Below are 24,965 nucleotides of genomic sequence, written 5' to 3'. Positions count from 1 at the left end.
GGAGGATCGCGTGACCAAGACCGTCGCCGTCGTCGGGGTGGGCCCCGGAGTTGGGCTCTCCACCGCAAGGCTCTTCGGCAGCAAGGGCTTCCGGGTCGGCCTGATCGCCAGGAACGAGGCGAAGCTGGCCAGCTACGTCGAGGAGCTGCGCGCCGAGGGCATCGACGCGCACGCGCACCCCGCAGACATCGCCGACCACACGCGCCTCACCGCGGCGCTCGCGGAGATCGGCGAGGTCGACGTCCTCGTGTTCGGCCCGAGCGTGATCGACCCCGCCCAGCTCCAGTTCCCCACCGAGCTGACCGTGGAGTCCGCCCAGCGGGAGCTCGACGTCTACGTGCTCGGCGCGATCGCCGCCGTCCGCCAGGTGCTGCCGGGCATGCGCGAGCGCGGCGAGGGGACGCTGCTGTTCAGCGCGGGAGCCTCCGCCGTCGAGCCCGTTCCGATGCTGGCCAACCTGGGGATCGCCATGTCCGGGCTGCGCAACTGGGCGATCGGGCTCAACGCCGAGCTGGCCCCGGACGGCATCCACGTCGGCACGCTCACCGTCTGCGTCCGCGTCGAGAAGGGCGCAGGCGAGGCCGACCCCGACGCCATCGCCGCGCGGCACTACGCCATGTACACCGACCGCGACCGGGCCGAGGAGGTCATCGGCGACCTGGGCTTCATCGCCTCCGCGGTCAAGCAGCTCCCCGCCAGGCGTACCTGATCGGGCATTTGCCACCGAAGCGCGCGTGTCCCCTCCCCGTTCCCGATAACGTCCTTGCAGTAGCAAATCGGGGAGGGGTCATGTCGAGCCACCAGGAACGCGTCCAACAGATGCTGCGGTCCTTCGAGGAACGCGTGCAGCAGATCAGCAAGGCGCAGGACAAGCTGCGCGAGGTGCAGGGGACCGCCCGCAGCGGCGACGGAGCGGTCACCGTGACCGTCAGCCCGGCGGGCGCCGTGCTCGACCTGCGGCTGAGCCCGGACGCCGTGAAGCGCTCGCACACCGCGTTGCAGCAGGACATCCTCAAGACCATCCGGCTCGCGACGGCCGCCGCCGCGCAGCGGGTGGACACCGAGTTGGAGCCGGTCCTCGGCGAGCACCTGGCGGAGGCGAAGAAGGCGCTGAACGGGGTCGCCGAGTGAACGGCTACGAGGTCCAGCCCGACGCGCTGCTGAGCCACGCCGACGGCAGCGACAGCCTCGCTGCCAAGTTCGACCAGCTGGAAAGCCTGCTGCTCCAGGCGAAGTTGAGCGACGAGTGCTTCGGCCCGCTCGCCAAGGCGCACCGCACGCCGGAGTTCTACTACGACGCGCTGGACGAGTGCCGTGCGCTCGCCAGGGGAGCCGCCGCGTACCTCCGGCAGAGCTCGGCAGGGCTGCACGCGACGCACGCGATCTACAACGGCACGGAATCGGTTCTGTCCCAAGGGTTCTCCGCGCTCGGCAAGGACGTCCAGGCGTGACGGGGCCGGGCAGCTTCGCCGAGCTGAACAAGGGCGAGGACAAGCAGAAGAACTGGTTCGAGCAGCTCGCGGGTCGGGGCAGCTCCTGGGTCGGCTCCGCGCAGGACCTCGCCGACGCGACCTCCCCGCCGGAGATCGCGATCGCCACCGTCAGCAGCCGCGCCGAGCTGTTGCAGACCATCGCCAGCCCCGGGAAAGCCTTGGCGGACAACGGACTCGGCTTCCTGGTGTCCCTGGTGATGAGCCCGCTCGTCGAGATCGCGGAGTGGGCGATCGGCGATCCCGAGCAGATGCGCGCCACCGGCGAGGGCTGGGCCAAGGTCGGCAGCTGGCTCGACGAGGTCGCCGTCGCCGAGCGCCGCCGCGCCGCCGCGACCGAGGCCGTGTGGGTCGGCGCCGCGGCCACCGCCTTCCGCGCGCAGATGGGGTCCTTCGCCACCGCCGTCGAGGATCTCGCCGACGACGTCCGCGAGATCAAGGACGTCCTCGACACCATGGCCGACCTCTTCGACATGCTGGTCGAGTTCTTCATCGAGGCCATCACCGAGCTGGTCATCGGCGTGATCGTGCAGTGGCTCGCCGCGATCGCCGCCGCGTGGATCACCGCGGGCACCAGCACCGCCATGGCGATGAGCGCCACCTTCGCCCGCGTCGGCGGCACCGCGGCCAAGCTGAGCGGCAAGGCCAGCTCGCTGCAGAAGCACCTGCTCCCGCTCGTCGAGAAGCTGGAGGAGGTGATGGTGGGGATGCGCAAGCAGGGCGGCATCCGCCACGTGCTCGAAGAGATGAACAAGCGCCGCAACGGCGGCTGGTTCGAGAGCACGGCCACCACCTACCTGGACCGCCGCAGCCCGCTCGGACGCATCGTGAGCAACGCCGACTACACCAAGACGATGGTGAACGGGAAGGAGATTCCCGCGTCACTCGCCTCCAAGACCATGAACCCGCACCTGTCGCAGAGCAGCGGACCCGCCGCACTGGCCGCGAACATCAGCGAGAGCATCCTCACGACGATGGTCGGCGGCACCACCCGGATCGGCAAGGCCGCAACAACGGCGGGCATCGCGGTGGGGACCGACGTGGTCATCGAGAAGGGCGCCGAGGTCGTCTACGACAAGGCCACCGACCCGAAGAAGTCCAAGGAGGAGCGCCGAGCCGACCAGCAACGCGGCTTCGGCCTCTGACCCCGTGCGAGTCCGCCGCTGGTCGGGCAGGCTGTGCGCATGGGCGAGCTGATCCACCTCGGCGACCGCTGGGCGCTGCCGTACCGGGGCATGGAGGTCACGCAGGTCCGCGTGGACAACGCGCTGACGCTCCTGCTCGACGGCGGCGCCGTGATCGCGATCGAGGCCGACGCCGAGCTGTCCACCCCGGACGGCCCGGTGCGGCTCCGGCCGGGGAGGCAGCGCGTGGCCGAAGCGCTCGCCCTGTTCGGCGCGAAGCTGACCTGGGAGATCATCTTCAAGAACGGCGAGCTGCACCTGGGCTTCAGCAACGGCTACCACCTGACGGTCGAGCCGGACGCGAAGCACGAGGCGTGGTCGGCGACGGGGCCCGGCGAGCTGCGCGTGGTGTGCGCGCCGGGCGGCGAGATCACGTCGTGGGGCCGGACCTGAGCGGCAGCACCACGCGGAAGGCCGAGCCCTCGCCGGGTTCCGACCGGACGGACACCGAGCCGCCGAGCGCGGTCACGACCGAGTCCACAATGGACAGTCCGAGGCCGGCACCTCCGTTGTCGGCGGCGCGCGCGGCTTCGCCCCGGTAGAACCGCTCGAACACGTGCTCGGCGTCCAGTCCGGGGCCGTCATCGGCGACCTCGACGACCGCCGAACCGTCCTCTGTGGACACTCGAACGATCACCGTGGTGTCCGGTGGAGTGTGCTGGAGCGCGTTCCCCACAAGGTTTCCGAGCACCTGGCGCAGTCGCGCGGCATCGCCGGTCACGGTCACGGGCTCGTCGTACTCGACCTCGAACCGATGTCCTGACCGCGAGGTGAGCGCGTCCGCGACGGCGTCGGCGGCCAGCTCGGTCAGCTCGACCGGCTCGTGTTCGAGCGGCCTGCCCTGGTCGAGCCGCGCCAACAGCAGCAGTTCGTCGACGAGCGACCCCATGCGCTCGGACTCCGACTCGATCCGCCCCATCGCCATCGCCAGGTCGTCCGGTCGCGCGGCTGCTCCGCGCCGGAAGAGCTCGGCGTAGCCCCGGATCGTGGCGATCGGCGTCCGCAGTTCGTGCGAGGCGTCCGCGACGAACCTGCGCAGGCGCTCCTCCGATTCCTCGCGCTGCCGGAAAGCCGCTTCGATCTGGCCGAGCATCGCGTTGAGCGCCGACCCGAGCTTGCCGACCTCGGTGTCCGGCCCAGCGCCCTCGATCCGCCGAGCCAGATCACCATCACCGATTGCGGCAGCTGTATCGGCGATGTCGTCGAGCGGTTTCAGTCCACGCCGCACAAAACGCAGCGAAAGCAGGGCGACGACGACCAGTCCCACCGCGGTGCAGACGATCGCGACGTTGGTCACGCGCCCCATCAGCTCATCAGTTGCGGCGGTTCGCATAGCAGCGACAACAAGCGGCCCCCCCTCGTTCACCGGCGAAGTCCACACGAGCCAGCCCGGCAGTGTGAGAAACCGCTCGCGCACTTCAAGTCGCTCCGGAAGCGTTGGCGCAGAACCAAAGGACGATGTGCTCAACACTCGCCCATCGGGTTGGCGAACTTGGAAGAACGAGGGAATTCTCCCCTCAGTGGCGGACGCCTGCCACAGCCTTCCTGCGGTTCCGGCAGGCTCCACCTGAGGTCCGCGCGTCAGAACTTCTTCGCGGAAGTCCTTTCCCATGGCCGAAAGCACGTCGTCGTTGGCGTCACCGCTCCAGTCCTGCAACGCGCCGAAAATCGCGCCGACCGACGCGAAGAGGCACACCACCAGCATGCCCAGCATGGTCAGGACCAGGCGCTTCCGCAGCGACATCAGGGGCTCTCCGGCATGCGGACCACATAGCCGACGCGGGGAATCGTGTGGATGAGCCTCGGTTCCCGAGCGTCAATCTTCCGGCGCAGGTACGAGATGTAGGTCTGCACGACTCCGGCGTCACCATTGAAGTCGTACTCCCACACGTGGTCCAGGATCTGCCGCTTGGACAACACCTTTCCCGCGTTCACCACTAGGTAGCGCAACAGCTTGAACTCGGTCGGCGTCAGGTCGACCACCGCGCCGTGCCGTCGAACCGTGTGCGCGTCCTCGTCGATTTCCAGGTCCGCGAAGGAAAGCACCCCGGACGCGGGCGGCTCCAACCTGCCGCGTCGCAGCACAGTGCGAACTCGAACGACGAGTTCTTCCAGGCTGAACGGCTTCGTCACGTAGTCGTCACCGCCCACCGTCAAGCCAGTGATCTTGTCCTCGGTCGCGTCGCGAGCGGTGAGGAACACCACCGGCATCTCGTGCCAGTTCCCCCGCAACCGCCTGCACACGTCGATTCCGGAACCGTCCGGCAACATCACGTCGAGCACGATCAGCTGCGGCGCGAAGTCCACCGCTCTGGCCATTGCTTCGCGCGCAGACCCGGCGATCGCCGTGTCAAAGCCCTCGTAGCGCAGCGCGGTCGCCACGAGCTCGGCGAGATAGCGCTCGTCATCGACCACGAGAACACGGATCGGCTGCTGCTTCACGTTCCTCAGTGTCCGGCAGAACGGCTGCGACCAGCGACTGGAACAACGGATTCACAGAGAACTCCCATAACTGCCGCAGAGCGCCCGAAGACCGAGCTGATGGCCTTGAAGACATGGAAACCCTGTCGAGATGGGTGCTCGCCCACAGACGTCTTGTCGGCGCATTGACGCTGGTCCTCCTGCTCGCGGGCGGTGGAGCGCTCGCGCTGCTGCTGCCGAAGGTCTCGCAGAACAACGCCTATCCCGGTCTCCCCGGCTACGAGGCGAACCAGCGCATCGCCGCCGCTCACGGCACCGGCGGCTACGAAAGACCATTCGTTCCGGTGGTCACCGGAGCGCCTGTCGACCAGCCTCGCGTCCGCGATGCGCTCGACCGGGCATTCGCCGCCGTCGCCGACAAGACCAAGGCTCGCGTCGTCTCCTACGGCAACACCGGTGACCGGAGCTTCGTCGGCGCGGACGGCTCCACGAGCTTCGGGCTGGTCTTCGGCGGCCCCGTCGAACAGGGCGGCCTGCCGGGCAGCGCGCTCGGCGAAGGCGCTGGCCTGGAGGGCGCGATCGCCGAGGCCATGCGCCCGCACCTGCCGCCCGGCGCCGACGTCGCGGTGACCGGCCTCGACGCGCTGGCCACCGGCTCGGACGCGGGCGGGCTGAACGTGCCGGTCAAGCTGCTGATCACCATCGGAGCCGCGATCGCCGTGCTGGCCTGGGTGTTCCGCTCGGCTCTCGCGCTCGTACCCCTGCTCACCGCGTTCGTCGCCGTGCCCGTGTCGTTCCTCGGCCTGCTCGCCGCGAGCGCGGTCATCGACGTCCACGAGACGACACTGATCATGCTGCCGCTGTTCGGGATCGGCATCGGGATCGACTACGCGCTGATCCTGGTGAGCCGATGGCGCGAGGAACGAGCCCGTGGCGCCGATCCCGAGGAGGCCGTCCACCGCGCGATGGCCACCGCGGGCCACGCCGTCGTGTTCAGCAGCGCGGCCGTCGCGATCGGCTTGGTCACCATGATCGTGCTGCCCATCCCGCTGCTCAGCAGCCTCGGTGTCGGCGGCACGATGGTCACCGCCGCGAGCGCGCTCGTCTCGCTCACGCTCCTGCCACTTCTCCTTGCCAGAGCTGGAAGAACGCCCTCCGCCGAGCGCGCGCCACGGGGTTGGGAAGCTTGGGCGCGCTTCGTCGTGCGCTACCGGCACCTCACCGCGCTGGCCGCTTCGGCCGTGCTCGCCGCCCTGTGCCTCGTCGCGCTCAACCTCAACCTGCGCGTCCCCGTCACCGACGACCTCGCGCACTCCGGTGACGGTCGCGCCGCCCTGACCTCGCTCCGCGCCGCCGACGTGCCCTCCGGCGTGCTCACGTCCTTCGACGTCTTCGTCCCGTCCGGCACCGATCCCCAGCGCGTCGCGAGCACCCTCGCCGATCTCCCCGGCGTCCGCTCCGCCATCTGGAGTCCACAGTGGACACAGCTCGTCACCGTTCTCCCCGTTGACGAAGGCGGTTCGCCCGCCGGGGAGCAGACCATCCGCCGCGTCATCGACGCCGTGCCCGACGGGGTGCTCGTCGGCGGCAACGTCACGCAGCAGATGGACTACGTCAGCGCCACCTACACGGCCTTCCCGTGGATGCTCGCGATCCTGGCCCTCGTCACCTACGTCATGCTCGCCCGCGCGTTCCGCTCGTTGTTGTTGCCCCTCAAGGCGATCGCGCTCAACCTGCTGTCGCTCGGCGCGGTTCTCGGCGCGATGGTGCTGCTGTGGCAGTGGGGTTGGGGCACCGAGGCGCTGCTCGGCATCCAGCCCGATGGCGCCATCGGCACCTTCGTCCCCGTGACGATCTTCGCGTTCCTCTACGGGCTGTCCATGGACTACGAGGTCTTCATCATCGCCAGGATGCGCGAGGAGTACGACCGCACCGGCGACACCCGCCGTGCCGTCGTCCACGGCGTCAGCAGAACCGGTCGCCTCGTCACCAGCGCCGCGCTCATCCTGTTCTTCTCCTTCGCCTCCATGGCAACCGGCGGCGAACTCGACGTCGCGATCTTCGCCTCCGGCATCTCGCTCGGCATCCTGCTCGACGCCACCCTCATCCGATCCGTCCTGCTCCCCGCCACCGTCGCCATGCTCGGCAGGTGGAACTGGTGGTTCCCCGCCTGGGCCGCGAAGCTCCTGCGCACCAAATGACTTGCCACACGCGCAAAGAGGGAAATCTGATGCGATTTCATTTCAGGCAAAGGCCCAGTTCGCGAGCCGCCAATCGCCTGCTGATCCCCTTCCTGTCGCGTAGACAGGGCAGCGGGGGTGACGATGAGGAATCAGACGCAGTTGGCCGATCCCTGCGCGCGGCCCGTACCGCGCCAACGGCAGGGCGGCTCTACGCTGAGCAGCATGGGACGCTGGGGCGACGACGAGAAGGCAGCGCTCGTCGCCCTGCTCAGAACGCGCCCGTCCGGCATGTCGTGGCCGGAGATCACCGCCGAGGTCGCGGACGCCGGAAGCGCGCTCAAGGTCTGGGAAGCTCACCTCGAACCGTCGCTGTTCGCCGAACCCGAAGACGCTCTTCACTCCGCTCGCACCGACATCATGGCGTGGAGCGCGCAGGACTTCGACTTCCTCACGTTCTACGACGACCGCTATCCGGCGCAGCTGCGCGAAGTGCACCAGATGCCACCGGTGCTGTTCACCAGAGGACATCTGGTCCCTGACGACAAAGCGGTGTCCGTGGTCGGCTCGCGACGGGCCTCCGACGAAGCCCTCGCGAACGCCACCGCCATCGCGACCGGGCTGGCGGGGGCTGGACTCACGGTCCTCTCCGGCTTGGCCGAGGGCATCGACGCCGCAGCGCACGTCGCCGCGCTCGGCAGCGGCGCGCGAACCGTCGCGATCATCGGCACCGGCATCGAGAAGAGCTACCCCGCCGCCAACCGCGAACTCCAGGCAGAGATCTCCGGGCGCGGCCTGGTGATCTCCCAGTTCTGGCCTGACGCGTCGCCGAGCAAGCAGAGCTTTCCCATGCGGAACGCCACCATGAGCGCTTACGGGCGGGCCACGATCGTCGTCGAGGCCAGCGAGAAGAGCGGCACGCGCATCCAGGCTCGCGTAGCCGTCGCGCACGGCAGGCCCGTCATCCTGTTGGACTCCGTCGCCCGGGGGACGGAGTGGGGAAACGCCCTCATCGGCAGGCCTGGCGTCTTCACGGCGCACACACCGGACGAAGCTGTCGAACACGCGCACCGGCTGGCGACCAGGCTGGGTGACATCTCCCACCTGCTCGACGCAGTCGACGATCTATGAGCAACAGTCCTGTCCAGGATTTCCGCGCTCAACTGGTGGAGCGGGTCGGTGGATTCTTCTGCAACACGGTGAGGATCGCCGGAAAACCTGCCTGACGTGCACCGGCCCTTCCTCATCGGACTTGTGCCAGAAGTGCGCCAGCCACCACCAGGAATTCGGAGACCGCCTTGCGACCTCCGTCGTCACTCTCACTCATGTGCGGGGCGGAAGCGTGCACCAGTCGGTCCACACGATGCACGCCTACAAACAGGAGATTCCGGCTCCGCAGTGCGCTGACGACCTGGCGATGATGGCCGCCGGAGCGACCAGAATCCACAGGGGGTGCATCGCAGGGAGCTCGGACTCGTCCTGGGACACGGTCACCTTCGTCCCCTCCAAGCGCTACCCCGGAGCGAGGCATCCGATCGTGGAGCTCGCTCGCAAGATCAAAGGCGCAGAGATCCCTGACAGGCGAGCACTTCTTGAGCTGGGGCCCGGGATCGAGTACGACGACCGGTCTGTGCGCGCAGACAGGTTCAACGTGCCGGACAAGTACCGGGAGCGGGTGCAGGGCCGACACGTCCTGCTGCTCGACGACACTTGGGTGACCGGAGCGAAGATCCAGTCCGCTGCCGTGACCCTGCGCGACGCGGGAGCTTCGCGGGTCACCGCACTCTGTGTCGCACGCTGGTGCAAGGTCAGCTGGTCGGACCACAAAGCGCTGCTGGACAGCCGCACCGATCCCTACGACCCGTTCGTTTGCCCGGTCAGCGGGAAGAACTGCGTCGAGGGCTGATCACCGGTCATGGCACAGGCGAGACCGACCTGATCTTGGCGATGGCGAAACCGCGTTCGGCTTCCCGCAGGTAGCACCAGGATTCGAGCCACCGGTCGTTGATCTCCTCCGGCTGGATGTTCCTGATGGTGAACGCGCCGGTCTGGTCGCTGTAGGCGATGCGCACATCACCGCCGTTGTCCACAGCGTCGGCGAGCAGTTCCAGTTCCGCGTCGCTGAGGGAGCCGTTGTGCTGCCTCAACGCCTCGAACGTGTCGGTTTCCCTCTCCACGCGGACAGGTTCTCCGTGCGGATCAGCGGCGAGCTGTTCGACCAGTTCGGTCGGTGTGAGCCGGGCGCGACCCGATCCGCCAGGTGCCCGCTTCACTGCCTCGTGCTCGTGGCGGGACTCGACGATCACTGTGCCGGACTCGTCCTCGGCGACGGGAGCGAGGCCCGCAGCGCGCAGTCCGGCGAGCACGTCAGCGGTGTCGGCGGAGCTGGCGGCGACTGTGGGGGCGAGCCGCCGCAGGCACAGCGCTCCCAGCGAGCGGGTGTGCAGGATCTCGGTGATCGTCGCCTCGTCCGCGACCACGCAGGACCGCGTGCTCCGCACCCGCACATGCCCGTGCCGTCGCGCGACGTCGTTGACCAGGTATTCCAGTGGTTGGGGCAGCTCGCGCTCGGAGATCGCCCTCAGCTCGGCCAGCAGCTCAGCCGAATCCCAGCCGGCGTCGAACGCCGCGCGCACGCTCGCCGGGGAGAACCGCCACATCCCGGCTGACCCGCGCGCTTCGCTCACGGCCGCGGCCACCAGCAACCTGGCCACGGCCAGGCTGGGCTGTCCGGTGACGACCGCGGTGAGGTCCGATTGGAGGATCACCGAGCAGGGAGCCTCCGGAAGCATTGGGGCGCAACGCCGAGCCAGCTCCTCCGCCTCGTCGGGCACGGCCAGCAGGTGCTCACCGAGCGGGCTCAGCGTGTCGGCCGCAAGCACCCCCAGCAGCTCCGCTTCCCTGAGCGCTGCCGAGATTTTGTCCGCGCGTTGATCGTCGGGGTAGCCGTGCAGCGGGCAGAACCACTCAATCTCCCGGCCCGCTGCGACCGCGGAGCCACCCGAGCGCGCGGCGGACAACAAGGCCCGGCGCATCAGCCCCGCCTTCGACGGAACGAACAGCGGAGGCGGAGTCTCCTTGTCTCCCTTGAACTCTTCCCTGTTGCTCGGCGCGTGATCCATCGCGAACCATGCGCTGGCCAGCTTCGCCCAGCGCGAGCCGGGCTCTGCCGCTCGCCACTCCGCGTACGCCGCCGTCGGCACGTAACCAGCCCCGGTCTTGCCCAGCAGTCCGACCGCGTGAGCCAGGTCGATCCACAGCGCGACCACGCCTTCGGGAACTGCGAGTCGCCCAGCGAGCTTGGCCCGTTCGCGAGCGCCGATCCCGCCCTTCTTCAACGACGCGACCGGATTCGCGGCGGCGTCGTCGAGCAGGGTCGTGACCCCGCGCAGCGCTTCCTGAGCGGCAGCCTGAGCACTCCCGCCGACGACGTCTTCGTCCGCGCCGGACAACGGGATCTCCGGTCGACCGGTCAGCGCGAAGTCCTGCTCCGCCAGCCACGCGGCGACCGCGACCTCCTTCGGCACCTCCGGTATCCCGTTGAGCAGCAGCACGAGCCCGACCAGGTTCGCCGGGCGCTCATCCCCGCTCCGGAAGCCGAAGTAGCCGAACCGGATGCGGCGATACTCATCAAGTCGTCTTCTCGCCGCTTTCGGCAGCGCCTTCACCCGGGCGACGATCGACCGCGTGTCCGACATCAGCTCTGCGAGCCGGGTGATCAGTTCCGGCTTGCGCAGGCCGTCGACGTCACCACCCAGCGCGGCGACCGCCGTGCGCAGATCGTCGGCGAGCACCACCTGCGCGAGCTTGGCGACCGGCTTCGTCGCGCCCAGTGCCTCCGACCAGTGAGCCCGGAGCGATTCCGGCAGGAACACCGTCGCCGACGTGGTCCAGGCCAACCCGCGAGCGCACAGCTCCGCGACTCCCTCGCGAACCGCCGTCTCCGGCGCGTCGAGCAGTCGCGCGACTCCGGTCACGGTCGCCGACGGGGCCAGCACCGCGATGGCCTGGCCCACGACCACCGCGTCCCGGCTCACCTCGCGCAGCGCGTCGGCGAGCGAATGCGTGTCGCTCAGCCGTTGAGCGAGCCCGGTGAACCCTCGCGGAAACGGCTCGACCAGCACGTCCGGCCGTTTGTGGAGCAGCGCCGTCAGCGACGCGCCGTCCAGTTCGGACAGGTACTCGGCGAACGCTTCGGTCTGCATACCTGCACATTGTCCTCCGCGAAGTCAGGTGCGCAGCCCCGCCCCAGTAGCCTGCCGCTGTACAGAACCGAACCCCTGCGGAGGAGGTGGCGGTGGCGCGGCACGGATATCGCGAGATCGCTGACGAGATCCGGAGCCTGATCGACTCGGGGACCCTGCCGCCCGGGAGCAAGGTCCCCGGCGAGAACGAGATCATGGCCCAGTACGGCGTCGCGCAGCCGACTGCCCGCCGCGCGCTGGACACCCTGAAGAACGCGGGACTCGTTGTCGCGCGCCGTGGTTCGGGCACCTACGTCCGCGAGTTCCGCCCCGTCCGCCGCGTTTCTCCCGACCGGCTCAGGACCACCGTGTGGGGAGGCGACCGCTCGATCTGGAGCGCCACCGACAACCGCCGTCTGGCGGTCTCCGACGTTCGGGTTTCCCAGGAATCGGCTCCACCCCACGTCGCACACGTCCTTGACCTGGCCGCCGACGACCAGGTCGTGGTCCGGCGACGGTTGTACGCGATCGAGGAACAAGCCGTCCAGCTCGCGACGACCTACTACCCGGCGACGCTCGTCAAAGGCTCCGCGATCACCGAAGCCGACACTGGCAGCGGCGGTGCCTACGCACGCCTGAAGGAGCTTGGGCAAGAGCCTGTGCACTTCCGCGAGGAACTGCGCACGCGGATGCCGAACCCAGAGGAAACTAAGACCCTCCAACTGGTTCAGGGCACACCGGTCATCGAGATCATGCGCACCGCGTACACGGCGGCCAACGTGCCGGTAGAGCTGAACGAGATGATCCTCGACTCCGGCTCCTACATGCTGGAGTACAAGTTCTCCGCTCACCCGAACTGACTATCTGTACAGAACCTGCTTGACTCCTGGCACCTCGATTCCACTAATAGGGCTCAGGTTCTGTACAGAGGAGTCGGGGCATGCGCGTCACCACCTGGTCGCAAGCGATGAACGTCCGCACCCTGCGAGACGCGCACGAGGCGGTTCGGCGCCTCCGCCCGGCACCAGAGGCGCCCCTGCGGGAGTGGCGCGACTTCTACGCGCGGAGCGCGGCGGTCTACACGCAGGTGGCCGATGTCGACCGCGCGCACCACCACGAAGCGCTCTACTGGGTCAACCGCGACACCGACCGCGCCGCCGAGTTCGCCCAACGCCTCGCTGCTTCACAGAGCAGCTAGCTCACGTCGCATGTTGTTGCGGGCAAAGGAATCCCACCGCCGCCGCGCGTCAGCGGTCCGATAGAGGACATCCCGCTCGACGAGGCTCCGCAGCACAGCCGCACGCCCCACGCGCCACTGCTCGTCCGCAACGTGCGAGTACTCCGCGCGCACCGCCCGCACGTAGGCGTCGTACTTCTCTTGTGGCGCACCAAGAATCGCCAAGTCCACGTCGAGCAGCACGTCCGCCAACGAGTCCTCGCCAGCGGCCTCGTGCGTGATCGTCGCGAGGACGAGCGCCGCAACACGGTCGATGACCTCACCAGGGACGTCGGCGTCCGCGAGGTGGTGCCGAGCCCATGCAGCGCTCGCCCGCTCGTCCTCACCCGGCTGGCCGTTGTAAACGACGTCGTGCGCGCAGATGGCGAGGGTCAGCACGTCACGTTCAGCGGGCTCGATCGCGATGTTCTCCGCCAGCAGTTCCACGTCGGCGAGCATCGCCAGAACGTGCCGCTCCGTGTGGTAGCCGCGGTGCGCTTCGCCGTACCGCGCAAGCAGTTCTTCCGCTGATGCAGCGGCTTTCCCCGCGTCCCCACCGCGCCCGGCGACGGCTCGCGTCCAGGCATCGCGCACCACGGCCTCCTGGAGGTTCCGGCCGACCGCCACGACCGGCCGGACCTCAGCCTGCCCTAGCTCCAGGTGCCCTCAACCCGCCGAACGGAGTCGCACCACATGGTGTAGTCGCCGTAGTCGCCGCCCTTGACCCGGATCTTCTCCGACGAGCAGACCAGCCCGCGCTTCTTCGGAACGATCGTGATCGTGGCACTGCCCTTGCACTTGTTGTGGTAGTACACGGTGGTGTTCAGCTGAACGCCACCCTGCTTGTACGAATAGGTGAAGCATCCACTCTCACCCCGGTGCATCTTCGCTTCGGCCGAGGCCGAAACAGAAGACAAACCCGCCACTCCCACAGCCAGAACGACCGCGGCAAAAACCCTGACAATCTTGCGCATGAAGATTCCTCAGCCCGAGTTCGATGTATGCGATCCCCGCGAGCACGACTCACACCCGCAGGCCGCGAACAAGTGATTACCAGAGCACCGTAACAGAACTCCGATAAATCAATTCGCGTAACCGACACCACGACGTCGACCACACGATGGAGTGGCGATCCTTCGACTGAGCCTAAAGTGTTCGCCCCATCACGGCAGCCCGGAGCTGCCCGGACGGGACCAGCCGGGACCAGCCGGGACCGCAGAGCCAAATCCCTGCACGGTTGTTCACATTTCCGCACGGCTGAATCCACTCACCACCAGCAGGTAGACGCCAGTAGCTTGCGGCCAGCAGAACCTGTGAACCCCACGGATGAGGACTGAAAAATGTCGCGGATCATCGTGCGAGCTGGGAGCGCCCTCGTCGCCCTGGCCAGCATTTTCACCCTGGGTGTCTCCGCCGCACACGCGGACCCTCCCACACTGTGCAATTTCTACGACAAGGACGGCATCCGCTTCTACGGAAATTGCTCGCCCGCCTACGGCACCTTGGTCGAATGGGACACCGTGTCCTCACCTCTTGGGCCGGGCAGGCCGTGGCGCGAGTGCGCGCACCCCAAGCAACACCTGCGCCTCGGCTACGCGGCACTGGTTCGCAACCAGCGCGCGACCTCGAAAGGCTGCTAGCCCCGAACGAACCGAAGGCCCCCTGAGCGATCAGGGGGCCTTCGGTCTGTCTCGGCGATCACACGACCGCGCTGGTGGGCCGCGTGGGACTCGAACCCACAACCCGCGGATTCAAGATCGCCCCCGGTCGATGTCTGGCATTGCTCGTCCCCACCTGCCACAACCAGAGAGTATTGCGAAAGCAAACGGTTGTTGCCTGCCGATGCTTCCGCCCACTTGGCGTTGATTGGTGGGGATTGAGTGGGGGGCGAGCATGTCCTACTTGTGACCGAACTGGTCCTCGCCTGTCAGGCTACGGCGTCATGATCAGAGAACCACATGACTACGGCAGTCTCAGAGCCAGAGGAACGGGGTGGATATGGAGAGCGACGACTGCACGGCTCGGCGACTATACGAACTCTTTGTCGACCTAATGAATTACTGGGATCAGAACCATAGCCTGCATACGGCATGGAGGAAGGTCTTCAAAAGCAGATACGAAGGCGACGAAGATTGGACACTCGGGGAGATACAAGCAATCCTAGGGAGCATGCTTAGCGAAATTCGCAGCGATGCGCAATCCCTCTCTCCCGGCATGCCTCCCTCGGTTACACTGCAACACTTTGACCAGTGGGCACGAATCTGCTTCGGCGCTGGATTCGATGCCAAATCAGCCGGACTAGGAAATATCTCACGCCCGGCGGAACACGAGATAAATTACCTCCTAATAGTTGCCAACCTGGTAGAGTACAAGCTCGGATCACGACGCATCGAAGATGAGCAACTAGAGCTCCTGGCGCGCCAGGCAGAGGATCTACTAAAAGAGATCCGGGCAGACACAATCCTTTCGCCAGACGTAAGAAACAGACTAATCCACTCAGTCACAGACGTTGCGGATGCGATTAGAAACTACCGAATCCGAGGTAGTTCGCATCTAGAAAAGGTGAGTCAGGTACTCGCCGCGAATGTTGCAAACCAAGAGGCAAGCGGAGGAATTAAGGAGAAGTTTTTCACATTCCTTCGACACATTCGCTTGGCCCTACACGTCGGAAAAGGCATTTCCCAACTCGCCGACGGCAACCTTCAAGGAGCACTTGAGAGTGCGACAAAGATCATCGAAGCAGAGGTCATAAAGGACGACTCCGATGAAGAATCTTGACAGCGCCTAACCTGCTCATTGAAGTCACCCGAGAGATTAAGGAGCCCGCTCGATTCCGTAGCAAGGGGACCCGGACCGCAGGCCCGCCAGGGCCGAGGACCGGAAGCCCCGCGCAGTCGCGGACCCCCGACCACGCAGCCAACTCAGCCATGCGCGGGTCCGCGTAGGGACTGCACCCGTTTCACGGCTTCCCCACCCACGTCGACCAGGTCGGCTTGTTCGGCCTCGTGCTCCTGGTCCAGCTCCACCGCCAGCCCCGCAGCTTCCGCCCTCGTCGGCCTTCGGGCCTCCACTGCTTTCCGCGCGGTGTGACGGGTGGGTGGCCGGAGGCCGGGCCCCGCCCGGCACTGACCGCGCGGGAGGGAACACAGTGGCCAGCGGCCCCGGAGGGGCCGCCTTGAACTAGTAAGGAAACTCTGAACACGCGTGCTGTTAGGTCGGAGATGGTCAGGGTGCGTGCCCCAGACTTAGACTGGCTCCATGAGCGCTCGCGAGGATGCTCGTCACCTGTTGGACGCGGTTCCGGATGATCAGATCCCGGCCGTGCTCGAACTGCTGCGCAGCTTCGTCGGTACGGCAGACCAGGAACCTCCTCGGCGCCGCTTCCGGACGGTCGGGGTGTTCGACGGTCCCCCGGACCTCGGCGCCACCGCGAAGGAGATCGCTCGGCGAGAACTGGGAGAGGGACGCAAGGGCGCATGATCGTCGTTGACACCGGTCCACTGGTGGCCATGGCAAACCGGCAGGATCAGGATCATGAGCGATGCGCTCACTTGCTGGCCACAGTTCCTGGGCACTTCTCCTACCTGAGCCGCTGCTGAGCGAGATCGGCTACATGCTCTCCACGCGCGGCACTCGGCGTGCTGAAGGCGTTCAGGCTGAGGCTGGCTTTCTCCGCGACGTCGCCGAAGGCCTCTACGAACTGGTCTCATTGACCGCCGAGGACCTGAACCGCGTGGCTGACCTGGTAGAGCGGTACTCAGACCTTCCCCTCGGCACCGCCGACGCCTCAGTTGTCGCTGTGGCGGAACGGTTCGGAGCTACCACCATCGCCACCTTGGACCAGCGCCACTTCAACGTGGTCCGCCCCCGACACGTACCAGCTTTCACACTGCTGCCGTAGCGGTCCTTCGGGCCGCCCGCATCTCGGCAGGGATCTCTTGTGGGATGGCGGATCCCTGGTCGGGTGCGGCTGCGCTGCTCAAAGCTGTGATCCCCGCAAACAGTCCAGCTCAAGAGCGGGGGTGAAGCTGGGGCAACAGCACTGAAGTACGAAACCCCCAGGCCGTTGACCTGGGGGTTTTGTGGGCCGCGTGGGACTCGAACCCACAACCCGCGGATTAAAAGTCCGCTGCTCTGCCAATTGAGCTAGCGGCCCGTCGACAAGGCTAGCCGACTGCGGGGCGTGACGGGTGCAGAACCGGGCAGCGCGGCGGCAACGATCTCGATCACCGCTGGTGGGGCGGCCGTGCGGGGCCGCCCCAGCTCGCGCGGCGTCAGCCCTTGCCGAGTGCGGAGAGGGCCTTCCAGTTGCTGTACGGGGCGCCCCAGATGTCGCTGCCGTTGGTCGGGATGTCGATCTTGGCGCCGGTCACCTCGATGGGGTCGCCGATGAGGGTGGCGTCGTGGAACTCCTTGGCCCGCGCGGAGGTCAGGTTGATGCAGCCGTGCGAGACGTTGGCCTTGCCGTGCGAGCCGCGGGTGCTGTCGTTGGCGTGGATGAACTCGCCGTTCCACGACATCCGGACCGCCCACGGCGCCGGGTAGTTCTCGTACTCGTAGGCGAGGTTGGTCATCAGCTTGAGGCGGTGCTTCTCCATCGCCCAGTACTTGCCGTTGCGGGTGACGAGCTTGCGGTCGTGCTCCTTGCCGAGGCTGGCCGGGTAGTCGGCGACCTGCTGGCCGTTCTCGGTGACGATCACGTGCTTCGTCTGGTTGTCCGCGACGGTGATGCGGGCGCGGCCGATGCTGAAGCTCCTGGTGATGCTCTCCTTGCCGAAGGAGTTGCCGCCGAAGGAGACGCCGTAGAGCTTCGCGTTCAGGGTGACCTTGGTGTTGGGCTTCCAGTACTCGGCGGGGCGCCAGTAGACCTGGTCGTTGTGGGTCCACGCCCAGGAGCCCTCGGTCGCGGGCTCGGTGGTGACCTTGAGGGCCCGCTCCACCGACGCCTTGTCCTTCACGTCCTGGCCGAAGACCAGACCGATCGGCATCGCGATGCCGTAGGTCTCGCCCTGGACCACGTTCGGCGAGATGTTGATCATGCGGCCCTGCTTGACGGTGCTGAACGAGCCCGCCAGCGGCACGGGCTTGCCGTCGGTGCCGACCGCGCTGCCCGCCCACTTGTAGGTCTTGCTGAAGCCGAGGTCCTCCCCAGGAACCCACGACCTCTTGTCCTCGGACAGCTTGCCCGCGACGGCCTTGCCGTCGTTGTTGGTCAGCGTGACCTCGGTGAGCGTGCCGTCGGTGACACCGACCTTGACCTCCTGGCCGGGAGGCACGTCCTTGGCGCCGTCGGCGGGCGCGATCGCGACCTTCGCCGGGGCCTTCGGAGCCTCCTCCGGGGTGGACGTGCTGCCCTGCGTCGTCGTGCCGCCCCCACCGGTGCACGCGGCCAGAGCCGGAGTCAGCGCGAGCGCCGCGCACCCCAGCACGACGAGCGCCCAGCGACGCCCCGAACGACCCTTGTCCCCCACCATCGTGTCCTTTCCCACAAACCCGTAAACCGCACTCCCTTGACGCCCCGGGCGGGTGGCACGTTGGCGCGGATATCTATGAACTGGGTCACACTTCAGTGCCAGCTCGTCGCGTTCGTGGCATGAGAAAGGCGCGATGATCACTCGCGTTCACCCGAACTACCTGCTCAAACCACTCGAAAGGTCCACAGTGGACACGCTGAGGCGCCGGGTGACGAGCGCACATCACGATTTGGCGCAGCGAAAACGTCAACATCCCGGGCCGTCGCGTCAGGACCGCGTATGGGGCCTCGCAGACCACCGCCGCCAGGAGTGTCGTGGAGCGGTCGAACACCCCCACGCCACGGAGCCCACGGTGACCCTCGCTGAGCTGATCCCCTCACTCCGCACCTCGATCGACCGCCTGCCCGCGCCGGAGATCTGGCCGAGCTCCACCCGCCTCACCCCGACCGGCGACCTGGCCGTCGGCGGGGTCGCGCTCGCGGAGCTGGCCGGGCGCTTCGGCACCCCGACCTACGTCGTCGACGAGGCGCAGGTCCGCGCGAACTGCCGCGCCTACCGCCGAGCCCTGCCGGACGTGGAGATCGCCTACGCGGGCAAAGCGTTCCTGACCCGCGCGATGGTCGCCTGGATCGCCGAAGAGGGCCTGTCGCTGGACGTCTGCTCAGCGGGCGAACTGGCCGTGGCCATGGCGGCGGGCTTCCCGGCGGAGCGGATCGTCCTGCACGGCAACGCGAAGTCCCCCGACGACCTCAAGGCCGCGATGCAGGCCGGAGTCGGCCGCGTGGTCGTCGACTCGCTCGACGAGATCGGCCAGCTCGGTGCGCTCGCGACGGCGCAGCCGGTGCTGATCCGGGTCACCCCGGGCGTCGACGGGCACACGCACGCCGCGATCGCCACCGGCGTCGAGGACCAGAAGTTCGGGTTCTCGCTGGCCAGCGGTGCCGCAGCGGAGGCGGTCCGGCACGTCCTCGCCGAGCCCGGGCTGCGCCTTGCCGGACTGCACTGCCACATCGGCTCGCAGGTCGGGCGGGTGGCGGACTTCGAACTGGCCGCTCGCCGCATGGTCGGACTGCTGGACAGCGTGCGCGCCGAGCACGGGATCACGTTGCCGCAGCTGAACCTGGGCGGCGGGCACGTGGTGCCGTACCTCGCGGGCGAGGCGGACTTCGACCTCCACGGCTTCGCCGATCGAGTTCGCGGTGCGGTGAACTACGAGTGCGATCGCCGAGGGCTGCCCGCCCCGAAGCTCACCGTCGAGCCGGGCCGCTCGCTGGTGGCGCGCGCCGGCGTCACGCTCTACCGCGTTGTGACCGTGAAGCGCGGGACCAACCGCACGTTCGTCGCGGTCGACGGCGGTATGAGCGACAACGCGCGCCCGGCGCTCTACGGCGCGAAGTACGCGGTGCGTCTGGTCGGGCGTGGAAGCCGGGTGCCGGACGCGCCCGTGACCGTCGTCGGCAGGCACTGCGAGGCGGGTGACGTCATCGCCGAGAACGTGCCCTTACCCGGCGACGTACACGCCGGGGACCTGCTCGCCGTGCCGTGCACCGGCGCCTACCACCACTCCCTAGCCTCGAACTACAACATGGTCGGCCGCCCACCCGTCGTGGCCGTGCGCGACGGAGTTCCTCGGCTGCTCGTTCGCGGCGAGACCGCTCAGGACCTGCTCGCGCGCGACGTCGGTTTGTGAACCACCGCCGGGGCCTTGCGAACGCGCTCGTGCCAGCTCAACAGGGTCACCGCGCCGACGATCACCGCGAAGCCGATCCACTGCGTCACTGTCAGCGAGGTGCCGAGCAGCCCTACCCCGATCAGGGCAGCGGTGGCGGGGAAAGCCAGCTCCGCCAAGGTCGCGCGGGAGGCGGGCGTCGTCTGGAGGCCGAGGTAGTACAGGCGCAGCGCGAGCAGGCCCGGGATCACCGCCAGCAGCACCAGGCCGAGCGCGTTGTCGACGCCGACCAGGACCGGCGCGCCCTGCACGCCGACCACGACGGCCGACGCGGGGAGCCCGATCGCGAACCGCAGCGTGGTCACGTGCATCGGCGACATCTCCGTGCTGACCATCCTGCCGAGCACCGTGCCGCCCGCCCACAGCGCCGCGGCGCCCAGCGCGAGCAGGGCGGCGGACAGCGCGGAGACCCGGAACTGCGACGGGTCGGGGAAGCTCAGCAACCACGCTCCGAGCAGCGCGGGAACGGCGAACGCCGCGTAGGTCCACCGCACGCGCTCGCGCAGGAAGAAGAAGGCGGCCAGCACCGCGAACACCGGCTGGAGCTTCTGCAGGACGAGCGGCGTCACCGGATCGCCGAGCTTGAACGCGGCGGTGAACATCGCCGTGGCCACGGCCGAAGCTCCGACGCCGATCGCCACCAGAGCCGCTTTCTGCTTCGCCGTGCTCGTCGCGAACGCCCGCAGCGCCGCTGGCAACCACGGCAGCAGGAGCACGACGACGATCAGGTGCTCCCAGAAGACGACCGTCGCCGGGGGCAGCGCGTCGGCGAGGGGCTTGCGCAGCAGTCCGTCAGTGCCCCACAGCGCCGCCGCGCAGGCCACCAACCAGGTGCGATCACGCACCGCTCACCTCCGGGGTCGAGTTCCTGCCCGGACACAACCATCGGGTGAGGCGCCCGCATTCCCACTGTCCACTGTGGACTGCTTAGCAAATCGGCGTGTGGACGTGGCGACGCAGGGTGGCGCGCAGGGTGGCAAAACGCCTTCACTATCGTCCGCTCCCGTGGAGATGTACGCGGCGGTCGTCGATCGCGAGGTGTCTGCCGAGGACGCTCCGAAACTCGCTGACGAGGTTCGGAGCTGGCTGCTGATGCGCCAGGTGATCATCGGGGAGCAGTTCGAGATCTTCGAGGGCGACCCGCTGTGGGCCTACCGCCCCGGCTCGAACGTCAAGCGGCTGCTCGGGCCGAGCCCGGACATGCTGCGCGGCGTGCGCATCGTGACCGGCCGCACCGCGTTCTCCTCGACGGCCGGACACTTCCTGTTCTGCCCGGTCTGCCGCTACACCTTCGAGCCCGACGAGGACGACGCGACCGACGCGCTCGCCGAGTGGCAGTCGGGTGGCAGCGCGGGCCCGGTGAGCTGCCCGGACTGCTACCTCACCCAGCCGATCACCGAGTGGGACAGCGACTGGGCCTATGGCAACCTGGGCATCGAGTTCCACGGCTGGCCGGACCTGCCGTACTTCTTCGTCAGGGAGCTGACCAGGCTGCTCGCCCACGAGACCGTCGTCGCCTGCGGCGTGGCGCGCTGAGGTGTTCCTCCCCGACGCGAGCGAGCGCGCCGAGCTGGTCGAGGTGGTCCGCCTCGGCGACGACCAGCTCGTCGCGATCTGGGAGGGCGACAGCGCCCGGAGCGCGCTCGCGCTGATCGCGGGCGTGCCGCACGAGGAGCTCAAGCGCTGCTTCGTCCCGGGCTGGATGATCCGCGCCCACGGTGACGCCGGGCCGCTGTTCGAGATCGAGTTCTGCTTCCGCTGCGATGGCGCGCTGCTGCGCGGGCCTGCCGTTCCCGAGGCCCAGCGAACGATCCACGGTTTCGACGCGCAGAGCGCGCAGGCACAGGAGCTGCTCGCCCGCTTCCGCTCAGAGGACCCCGCCTGACGTACTTCGAGACCGCCTGTGTCGCGGCTCTGGGGAGCGCACCAGCCGGAGGACAGCGAGGGCGCGCTCACCTCGTTTCCCCGGCGCGAGCACCGCGACCACTCCTGCCACCAGGAACACCAGCGCGGACGGCCCGTAGCGGAGCGACAGCGCCACCGTCACGATGGGAACGGGCGCGCTGAGAAGCGCTTGGACAGCTGTTGACATGGGGCGTTCTCCCTCGGAGGACGAGGAGAAACGCCCGCTGCGTACGACACGCGTCCTCCTTCGTCGTGCTGAAGAAGGAACGCCTGCACCTCCACGGCCAGCCGACCCCCGGATCAGCCACCGAGTCAGGAACAGACGACCTCGGACCAGCCCAGCGTGCCAGCGGACACCGGCCGGAGCCATCCGCCGTCCGGAGCACGCCGGTTACCCTGACCTGGTGGCATCCGCAGCGCCTTCCCTGAAGATCGGCCAGTACCCGGTCGATCCCGCCGTCGTGCTCGCGCCCATGGCGGGCATCACCAACGTGGCGTTCCGGCAGCTCTGCCGCGAGTTCGGCAGCCCCACCTCGCTCTACGTCTGCGAGATGATCACCGCGCGGGCGATCGTCGAGCGCGACGCGAAGACCATGCGGATGATCGCCTTCGGCGAGGGCGAGCACCCGCGCTCCATGCAGCTCTACGGCGTCGACCCGGTGAACGTGGCCGAGGCGACCAGGATCGTCGTCGGCGAGGGCCTCGCCGACCACGTGGACATGAACTTCGGCTGCCCCGTGCCCAAGGTGACGCGCAACGGCGGTGGCGCCGCGCTGCCCTACAAGCGGCGGCTGTTCGGCGAGATCGTGGCAGCCGCGGTCAAGGCCGCCGAGCCCTCGGGCGTTCCGGTGACGGTGAAGTTCCGCATCGGCATCAACGACGAGCACATCACCTACCTCGACGCCGGGCGGATCGCCGAGGCGGAGGGCGCCAAGGCGGTCGCGCTGCACGCCCGCACCGCCGCGCAGCGGTACTCCGGCGAGGCCGACTGGACGGCGATCGCGCGGCTCAAGGAAGCGGTGCGGACCGTTCCCGTGCTGGGCAACGGCGACATCTTCTCCGCGCAGGACGCGCTGCGGATGATGGCCGAGACCGGCTGCGACGGCGTCGTGGTCGGGCGCGGCTGCCTCGGGCGGCCGTGGCTGTTCGCGGAGCTCCAGGCAGCGTTCCGGGGTGAGCCGATCCCCGAGGGGCCTTCGCTGGGCAAGGTCGGCGAGATCCTGCACCGGCACGCGCTGCTGCTCGTCGACCACCTCGGCGTGGACACGGGCGTGCGCGACCTGCGCAAGCACATGTCCTGGTACCTCAAGGGCTTCCCGATCGGCTCGGACCTGCGCCGCCAGTTCAGCCTGGTGAGCACGGTCGCCGAACTGGAGGACCTGATCGCCCAGCTCGACGGCTCCGCGCCGTTCCCGGACGACGCCGAGGGCCCGCGCGGGCGGCAGGGCTCGCCCGGCAAGGTCGCGCTGCCTGAGGGCTGGCTCAACGACCCCGAGGACACCGCCGTCCCGGTCGGCGCCGACCTCATGCACTCCGGGGGCTGACGCTGAGAGCGCTCGGCGCCCTCCTGCTGCTGGCCGTCGCCGGCTGCGGGCCCGCGATCCCCGGCGAGGCGGTGCTCGCAGGGGTCGGCGATCCCGAGCGGGCGCTGGTGGTCCGCCACTTCGAGGACGGCAACGCGGCGGCGGCCAAGGGCAGCGCGGCGCAGCAGGAGCTGTTCCGGAAGAGCCAGCACCCCGATTTCCATTCAGGCATTTGCCAACTCAATGGCCTCACGGTGCTGACCGAACCGGTCTGGTCGACGTTGCGCGCGGACCCGAAATGGTCGCCGGGCGGAAACACCGCACCCCCTCGCGGGAATGTGTATGTCGTAGCAGTTTCGGTCTCGACGCGCCGCGACAACAACACGGTGGGCAACCAAATCGGTTCCCAACACGTTGTCGTCCTGAATGGAATGGCGTATGGGTTCGCGCCCTGCCCGAACTGAACGCGCTCCGTCCCTGACCGGCGCACCCCCTGGGCCGACCGAGGATATTGGCTGGTCCACGCGGGTAGTAACGCCCCGATCGGGCACGACCCACCGGCGCGGCCGGGTACACAACCCTCTGGGAGATGGATCACGCTGCGTCACCAGTTCGGAGCAACCCTCGATCAGCCAGTCGAGCGAATTACCGGACGGGCCGGGCGCGGTGCCTCAAGGGCTCCGGCGCGCGCGACGACACCACCGTCGTAAGGGAGGTGAGTGCGGTGACCGTACTGCGGCCAGGCATCGCCGAGTCGGACCCGGCGCGGGGCAGCGCCGTCCGAGGCGTGCCCGCACCACCCGTCCCACCGGCGCACCGCGGTTCCCCGGCGAACGGGGTACCGCACAATTCGAGTTCCCAGCAGCCGAACGCGGGGCTCGTCCAACTGCACGAATCCATCGCCGCGTTGTTCGCATCGCGCGGGCAGTGGCGGCAGGCATATCACCACCTGCGTTCCGCGTTGGACCTGCTCTCCTCCGAGCAAATCGAGCCGCCGCACGTTCCGGAACAACTGCGCAACGAAGTCGACAGGCTGCGCAGGGAACACGCGGAAGCGCGTGAACAAAGCCTCCGGGACAGCCTCACCGCCTCCTACAACCGGCGGTACCTGGACCAGCGCCTGGTGGACCTGCTCACCGAGCAGGATCGCGACACCGCGGGCGGCCTCGCCGTCGCGCTCGTCGACCTGGACTGGTTCAAGCAGGTCAACGACACCTACGGGCACCTGATCGGCGACCGCGTGCTCCAGCGCGTCGTCGAACTGCTCCAGGACGGCCTGCCGGAGGGCGGGTTCTGCGCGCGCTACGGCGGCGAGGAGTTCGTCCTGGTGCTGCCGGACATCGACGCCCCCGCGGCGGTCGCCGTCTGCGAAGCGGCGCGGGCTCGCGCCGAACGGTTCCCGTGGCAGCAACTGGCCACCGGACTCCGGGTGACCGTCAGCATCGGGCTCGCCCACGAACCGGCCCCGGAGCAGGGCGGAGCGCCCCTCTCGGTCGACCCCCAGGCGCAGCTGCTGCGCGCGGACAGCCTGCTCTACGTGGCGAAGCAGTCCGGCCGCAACGCGGTCGCCTACCGCGAGGGCGGACGCGTTCGGCTTGCCGGGGCGGCCGCCGGGCGCAGGGCAGTGGCCGAGCCGCGCGTTGTCGGGTACTACTGACC

At 68.3% G+C, this 24,965-nt stretch carries 27 protein-coding genes and 1 tRNA gene; 20 read left to right on the top strand and 8 right to left on the bottom strand.

Annotated elements, in window-relative coordinates; translation table 11 throughout:
* Positions 1–10: 10 nt before the first annotated feature.
* The 5 genes from CCN37_RS17490 to CCN37_RS17470 all read left to right on the top strand — a co-directional run bounded on the left by CCN37_RS17490 (position 11) and on the right by CCN37_RS17470 (position 3,067).
* The gene (locus CCN37_RS17490) at positions 11–709 is read left to right on the top strand and encodes an SDR family oxidoreductase (RefSeq protein WP_086821846.1); all 699 of its coding nucleotides are present in this window, start codon (positions 11–13) and stop codon (positions 707–709) included.
* 80 nt (positions 710–789) lie between these two features.
* Positions 790–1,131: a YbaB/EbfC family nucleoid-associated protein gene (locus CCN37_RS17485; RefSeq protein ID WP_086821845.1), complete on the top strand. Its 342-nt coding sequence runs from the start codon at positions 790–792 to the stop codon at positions 1,129–1,131.
* Complete coding sequence (locus CCN37_RS17480; RefSeq protein ID WP_086821844.1) at positions 1,128–1,451, top strand: hypothetical protein; 324 nt, start codon at positions 1,128–1,130, stop codon at positions 1,449–1,451. Before CCN37_RS17485 ends, CCN37_RS17480 begins: the two co-directional genes overlap by 4 nt.
* Complete coding sequence (locus CCN37_RS17475; protein WP_086821843.1) at positions 1,448–2,635, top strand: WXG100 family type VII secretion target; 1,188 nt, start codon at positions 1,448–1,450, stop codon at positions 2,633–2,635. The genes CCN37_RS17480 and CCN37_RS17475 overlap by 4 nt, the downstream gene beginning before the upstream one ends.
* Before the next feature lie 39 nt (positions 2,636–2,674).
* The gene (locus CCN37_RS17470) at positions 2,675–3,067 is read left to right on the top strand and encodes a DUF6188 family protein (RefSeq protein ID WP_086821842.1); all 393 of its coding nucleotides are present in this window, start codon (positions 2,675–2,677) and stop codon (positions 3,065–3,067) included.
* On the opposite strand, the gene CCN37_RS17465 is transcribed toward CCN37_RS17470, so the two are convergent.
* On the bottom strand, positions 3,045–4,007 hold the full coding sequence (locus CCN37_RS17465) for a HAMP domain-containing sensor histidine kinase (RefSeq protein WP_168200712.1): 963 nt from the start codon (positions 4,005–4,007) through the stop codon (positions 3,045–3,047). The two genes, CCN37_RS17470 and CCN37_RS17465, sit on opposite strands and share 23 nt — an antisense overlap.
* Before the next feature lie 410 nt (positions 4,008–4,417).
* The gene (locus tag CCN37_RS17460) at positions 4,418–5,125 is read right to left on the bottom strand and encodes a response regulator transcription factor (RefSeq protein ID WP_371504455.1); all 708 of its coding nucleotides are present in this window, start codon (positions 5,123–5,125) and stop codon (positions 4,418–4,420) included.
* Positions 5,126–5,229: 104 nt separating this feature from the next.
* On the opposite strand from CCN37_RS17460, the gene CCN37_RS17455 reads away from it, so the two are divergent.
* The 3 genes from CCN37_RS17455 to CCN37_RS17445 all read left to right on the top strand — a co-directional run bounded on the left by CCN37_RS17455 (position 5,230) and on the right by CCN37_RS17445 (position 9,181).
* Positions 5,230–7,296: an MMPL family transporter gene (locus CCN37_RS17455; protein WP_086821839.1), complete on the top strand. Its 2,067-nt coding sequence runs from the start codon at positions 5,230–5,232 to the stop codon at positions 7,294–7,296.
* A 204-nt stretch (positions 7,297–7,500) separates the two neighbouring features.
* Positions 7,501–8,406, top strand: coding sequence for a DNA-processing protein DprA (locus CCN37_RS17450; RefSeq protein ID WP_086821838.1), 906 nt, complete (start codon positions 7,501–7,503; stop codon positions 8,404–8,406).
* A gap of 196 nt (positions 8,407–8,602) precedes the next feature.
* Positions 8,603–9,181, top strand: a complete 579-nt coding sequence (locus CCN37_RS17445) for a hypothetical protein (protein WP_143261656.1) — start codon at positions 8,603–8,605, stop codon at positions 9,179–9,181.
* A gap of 7 nt (positions 9,182–9,188) precedes the next feature.
* Here CCN37_RS17445 and CCN37_RS17440 read toward each other — a convergent pair whose 3' ends face one another.
* Positions 9,189–11,480, bottom strand: coding sequence for a helicase-associated domain-containing protein (locus tag CCN37_RS17440; RefSeq protein ID WP_086821836.1), 2,292 nt, complete (start codon positions 11,478–11,480; stop codon positions 9,189–9,191).
* 92 nt (positions 11,481–11,572) lie between these two features.
* On the opposite strand from CCN37_RS17440, the gene CCN37_RS17435 reads away from it, so the two are divergent.
* Both CCN37_RS17435 and CCN37_RS17430 read left to right on the top strand, forming a co-directional pair.
* Entirely contained in the window at positions 11,573–12,319 is a 747-nt protein-coding gene (locus tag CCN37_RS17435) for a GntR family transcriptional regulator (protein ID WP_246843105.1), read from the top strand.
* An 80-nt stretch (positions 12,320–12,399) separates the two neighbouring features.
* On the top strand, positions 12,400–12,657 hold the full coding sequence (locus CCN37_RS17430) for an AMED_5909 family protein (protein WP_246843104.1): 258 nt from the start codon (positions 12,400–12,402) through the stop codon (positions 12,655–12,657).
* On the opposite strand, the gene CCN37_RS17425 is transcribed toward CCN37_RS17430, so the two are convergent.
* A complete protein-coding gene (locus CCN37_RS17425; RefSeq protein ID WP_246843103.1) occupies positions 12,643–13,302 on the bottom strand; it encodes a hypothetical protein in 660 nt (219 codons plus the stop codon). The genes CCN37_RS17430 and CCN37_RS17425 overlap by 15 nt on opposite strands.
* 23 nt (positions 13,303–13,325) lie before the next feature.
* The gene (locus CCN37_RS17420; RefSeq protein WP_086821834.1) at positions 13,326–13,649 is read right to left on the bottom strand and encodes a hypothetical protein; all 324 of its coding nucleotides are present in this window, start codon (positions 13,647–13,649) and stop codon (positions 13,326–13,328) included.
* A gap of 366 nt (positions 13,650–14,015) precedes the next feature.
* Here CCN37_RS17420 and CCN37_RS17415 point away from each other — a divergent pair, with 366 nt between their 5' ends.
* From CCN37_RS17415 to CCN37_RS17405, 4 genes are all read left to right on the top strand, one after another.
* Positions 14,016–14,315, top strand: coding sequence for a hypothetical protein (locus CCN37_RS17415; RefSeq protein WP_086821833.1), 300 nt, complete (start codon positions 14,016–14,018; stop codon positions 14,313–14,315).
* A gap of 358 nt (positions 14,316–14,673) precedes the next feature.
* Positions 14,674–15,453, top strand: coding sequence for a hypothetical protein (locus CCN37_RS39050; protein WP_143261655.1), 780 nt, complete (start codon positions 14,674–14,676; stop codon positions 15,451–15,453).
* 480 nt (positions 15,454–15,933) lie between these two features.
* The gene (locus CCN37_RS17410) at positions 15,934–16,155 is read left to right on the top strand and encodes a hypothetical protein (protein ID WP_086821832.1); all 222 of its coding nucleotides are present in this window, start codon (positions 15,934–15,936) and stop codon (positions 16,153–16,155) included.
* A 61-nt stretch (positions 16,156–16,216) separates the two neighbouring features.
* Positions 16,217–16,576: a type II toxin-antitoxin system VapC family toxin gene (locus tag CCN37_RS17405; RefSeq protein WP_210408085.1), complete on the top strand. Its 360-nt coding sequence runs from the start codon at positions 16,217–16,219 to the stop codon at positions 16,574–16,576.
* A gap of 182 nt (positions 16,577–16,758) precedes the next feature.
* Here the strand turns inward: CCN37_RS17405 and CCN37_RS17400 are convergent.
* Both CCN37_RS17400 and CCN37_RS17395 read right to left on the bottom strand, forming a co-directional pair.
* Positions 16,759–16,831 (bottom strand) — tRNA-Lys (locus CCN37_RS17400).
* A 118-nt stretch (positions 16,832–16,949) separates the two neighbouring features.
* On the bottom strand, positions 16,950–18,149 hold the full coding sequence (locus tag CCN37_RS17395; protein WP_086822086.1) for an Ig-like domain-containing protein: 1,200 nt from the start codon (positions 18,147–18,149) through the stop codon (positions 16,950–16,952).
* Positions 18,150–18,501: 352 nt separating this feature from the next.
* On the opposite strand from CCN37_RS17395, the gene lysA reads away from it, so the two are divergent.
* Complete coding sequence (lysA, locus tag CCN37_RS17390) at positions 18,502–19,839, top strand: diaminopimelate decarboxylase (protein ID WP_086821831.1); 1,338 nt, start codon at positions 18,502–18,504, stop codon at positions 19,837–19,839.
* On the opposite strand, the gene CCN37_RS17385 is transcribed toward lysA, so the two are convergent.
* Entirely contained in the window at positions 19,806–20,723 is a 918-nt protein-coding gene (locus tag CCN37_RS17385) for a DMT family transporter (RefSeq protein WP_246843101.1), read from the bottom strand. The two genes, lysA and CCN37_RS17385, sit on opposite strands and share 34 nt — an antisense overlap.
* A gap of 160 nt (positions 20,724–20,883) precedes the next feature.
* Here CCN37_RS17385 and CCN37_RS17380 point away from each other — a divergent pair, with 160 nt between their 5' ends.
* The 5 genes from CCN37_RS17380 to CCN37_RS17355 all read left to right on the top strand — a co-directional run bounded on the left by CCN37_RS17380 (position 20,884) and on the right by CCN37_RS17355 (position 24,963).
* Positions 20,884–21,414 (top strand): hypothetical protein, encoded by a 531-nt coding sequence (locus tag CCN37_RS17380; protein ID WP_143261654.1) that lies wholly within the window; start codon positions 20,884–20,886, stop codon positions 21,412–21,414.
* A 1-nt stretch (position 21,415) separates the two neighbouring features.
* On the top strand, positions 21,416–21,763 hold the full coding sequence (locus CCN37_RS17375; protein WP_086821829.1) for a hypothetical protein: 348 nt from the start codon (positions 21,416–21,418) through the stop codon (positions 21,761–21,763).
* A 424-nt stretch (positions 21,764–22,187) separates the two neighbouring features.
* A complete protein-coding gene (gene dusB / locus CCN37_RS17365) occupies positions 22,188–23,327 on the top strand; it encodes a tRNA dihydrouridine synthase DusB (RefSeq protein ID WP_371504397.1) in 1,140 nt (379 codons plus the stop codon).
* A gap of 71 nt (positions 23,328–23,398) precedes the next feature.
* Positions 23,399–23,770, top strand: coding sequence for a hypothetical protein (locus CCN37_RS17360; protein WP_246843100.1), 372 nt, complete (start codon positions 23,399–23,401; stop codon positions 23,768–23,770).
* Between the two features lie 260 nt (positions 23,771–24,030).
* Complete coding sequence (locus CCN37_RS17355) at positions 24,031–24,963, top strand: GGDEF domain-containing protein (RefSeq protein WP_086821825.1); 933 nt, start codon at positions 24,031–24,033, stop codon at positions 24,961–24,963.
* Positions 24,964–24,965 lie beyond the last annotated feature (2 nt).

Origin of the sequence: Allokutzneria sp. NRRL B-24872 (assembly GCF_002155965.1) — a bacterium.
In the GTDB taxonomy this organism is placed as follows: domain Bacteria; phylum Actinomycetota; class Actinomycetes; order Mycobacteriales; family Pseudonocardiaceae; genus Allokutzneria.
This window is presented reverse-complemented; position numbering and strand designations above follow the sequence as displayed.

Bases quoted from the DNA above. Each gene is read 5' to 3' on its own strand.
- CCN37_RS17395 (WP_086822086.1), bottom strand. From the start codon at position 18,149: ATGGTGGGGGACAAGGGTCGTTCGGGGCGTCGCTGGGCGCTCGTCGTG.
- CCN37_RS17420 (WP_086821834.1), bottom strand. From the start codon at position 13,649: ATGCGCAAGATTGTCAGGGTTTTTGCCGCGGTCGTTCTGGCTGTGGGA.
- CCN37_RS17450 (WP_086821838.1), top strand. From the start codon at position 7,501: ATGGGACGCTGGGGCGACGACGAGAAGGCAGCGCTCGTCGCCCTGCTC.
- CCN37_RS17485 (WP_086821845.1), top strand. From the start codon at position 790: ATGTCGAGCCACCAGGAACGCGTCCAACAGATGCTGCGGTCCTTCGAG.
- CCN37_RS17410 (WP_086821832.1), top strand. From the start codon at position 15,934: ATGAGCGCTCGCGAGGATGCTCGTCACCTGTTGGACGCGGTTCCGGAT.
- CCN37_RS39050 (WP_143261655.1), top strand. From the start codon at position 14,674: ATGGAGAGCGACGACTGCACGGCTCGGCGACTATACGAACTCTTTGTC.
- CCN37_RS17455 (WP_086821839.1), top strand. From the start codon at position 5,230: ATGGAAACCCTGTCGAGATGGGTGCTCGCCCACAGACGTCTTGTCGGC.
- CCN37_RS17465 (WP_168200712.1), bottom strand. From the start codon at position 4,007: ATGCGAACCGCCGCAACTGATGAGCTGATGGGGCGCGTGACCAACGTC.
- CCN37_RS17405 (WP_210408085.1), top strand. From the start codon at position 16,217: ATGCGCTCACTTGCTGGCCACAGTTCCTGGGCACTTCTCCTACCTGAG.
- CCN37_RS17415 (WP_086821833.1), top strand. From the start codon at position 14,016: ATGTCGCGGATCATCGTGCGAGCTGGGAGCGCCCTCGTCGCCCTGGCC.
- CCN37_RS17470 (WP_086821842.1), top strand. From the start codon at position 2,675: ATGGGCGAGCTGATCCACCTCGGCGACCGCTGGGCGCTGCCGTACCGG.
- CCN37_RS17440 (WP_086821836.1), bottom strand. From the start codon at position 11,480: ATGCAGACCGAAGCGTTCGCCGAGTACCTGTCCGAACTGGACGGCGCG.
- CCN37_RS17430 (WP_246843104.1), top strand. From the start codon at position 12,400: ATGCGCGTCACCACCTGGTCGCAAGCGATGAACGTCCGCACCCTGCGA.